Below are 1923 nucleotides of genomic sequence, written 5' to 3' on the forward strand. Positions count from 1 at the left end.
GGGCTCCAGGGCGCTCCGCCCGCCGGCCAGCGCCCGTGCCACGGCGGTGCCGTCCGTCCGCCCGGCGAGCCGGTCGTGCAGCCGTCCCGCGAGGGCGCGCAGCGCCTCCGGGGTCCGCGCCGACAGCAGCCACGGCACCGGAGGCTCCTCCAAAGCCCCTGCCGGTGTCTGCGCCACCTCGTCCGGCACGTGCTCCAGGACCACGTGCGCGTTGGTGCCGCTGATGCCGAAGGACGACACGGCGGCGCGCCGGGGCCGGTCGCGCTCCGGCCAGGGCACGGACTCGGTGAGGAGTTCCACCGCGCCCGCCGACCAGTCGACGTGCGGGGACGGCGCGTCGATGTGGAGGCTCCGGGGCAGCACCCCGTGCCGCATCGACATCACCGACTTGATGACACCGGCGACACCGGCGGCCGCCTGGGTGTGACCGATGTTCGACTTCACCGAGCCGAGGAACACCGGGTCGTCGGCGGCCCGCTTGTGGCCGTAGGTGGCCAGCAGCGCCTGCGCCTCGATGGGATCGCCGAGGCGGGTGCCGGTGCCGTGTGCCTCGACGGCGTCCACGTCGGCGGCGGTGAGCCCGGCGGAGGCCAGCGCCTGTCGGATCACCCGCTGCTGGGCGGGTCCGTTGGGGGCGGTGAGGCCGTTGCTGGCGCCGTCCTGGTTGACGGCGGTGCCGCTGACCAGGGCCAGGACCCGGTGGCCGTGGCGGCGGGCGTCCGAGAGCCGCTCGACCAGCAGCAGTCCGGCGCCCTCCGCCCAGCCGGTGCCGTCGGCGGCGGCCGCGAACGGCTTGCAGCGCCCGTCGGGGGCGAGCCCGCGCTGTCGGCTGAACTCGACGAACGTCGCCGGGCTCGCCATCACCGTGACCCCGCCGGCGAGGGCGAGGTCGCACTCGCCGTTGCGGAGCGCCTGCGCGGCGAGATGGAGGGCGACGAGGGACGAGGAGCAGGCGGTGTCGACGGTGACCGCCGGGCCCTCCAGGCCGAAGGTGTACGCCACCCGGCCCGAGGCGACACTGCCCGCGCTGCCGCTGACGAGATAGCCCTCGAAGCCCTCGGGCGCCTCCTCGGCCTGGTGCAGCCGGGCGCCGTAGTCGTTGTACATGACCCCGGCGAACACGCCCGTCCTCGAACCGCGCAGCCCGGCCGGGTCGATCCCGGCCCGCTCGAACGCCTCCCAGGCGGTCTCCAGGAGCAGCCGCTGCTGGGGGTCGGTGGTGAGGGCCTCGCGCGGGCTCATGCCGAAGAACGTCGGATCGAAGTCGGCGGCGCCGTACAGGAAGCCGCCCTCCCGGGCGTACGAGGTCCCCGCCCGGACACCGTCCGGATCGTGCAGCGCGGCGAGGTCCCAGCCCCGGTCGGCGGGGAATCCGGACACGGCGTCCGTCCCGGCGGCCACCAGCCGCCACAGGTCCTCGGGGGAGTCCACCCCGCCGGGGAAGCGGCAGGCCATCGCCACGATCGCGACCGCGTCGTCGCCCGCGCGAGGCCCCACGGCGGCGGCCGGGACCGCCTCCCCGTCCGGGTCCGTGCCGGTCGGCGCAGGGCCGTCCGGCAGCAGCTCCGCCAGGAGCAGCGCGGCCAGCGCGGTCGGCGTCGGGTGGTCGAAGACCAGGGTGGTCGGCAGACGCAGCCCGGTGGCCGTGCCGAGCCTGTTGCGCAGATCCACGGCGGCGAGCGAGTCGAAGCCGAGGTCCGTGAAGGCCCTGCTCGCGGCCACCGCCCCGGCACCGGAGTGCCCCAGGACCGTCGCCGCCGCGGACCGCACCAGCTCCAGCACCTCGCGCTCGGCGTCCGCGCGCGGGAGTTCCGACAGCCGCTCCGCCAGCGCGGCGGGAGCCGCGGCTCCGGCCCATGGCGGCGCGGCGCCGCCCCCGCGGGGGCGGTCGGGCGGCCGCGCCGGGGGGGGCCCCCCCGCCCC

At 77.2% G+C, this 1923-nt stretch carries 1 protein-coding gene; it reads right to left on the reverse strand.

All coding sequences use genetic code 11. The features are described 5' to 3' along the window. A partial coding sequence (locus tag ACFWN1_RS33095) for a beta-ketoacyl synthase N-terminal-like domain-containing protein (RefSeq protein WP_384370412.1) occupies positions 1–1923 on the reverse strand: 1923 nt, incomplete at both ends.

The sequence above is a fragment of the Streptomyces sp. NPDC058459 genome (genome assembly GCF_042721685.1).
Lineage (GTDB): Bacteria > Actinomycetota > Actinomycetes > Streptomycetales > Streptomycetaceae > Streptomyces.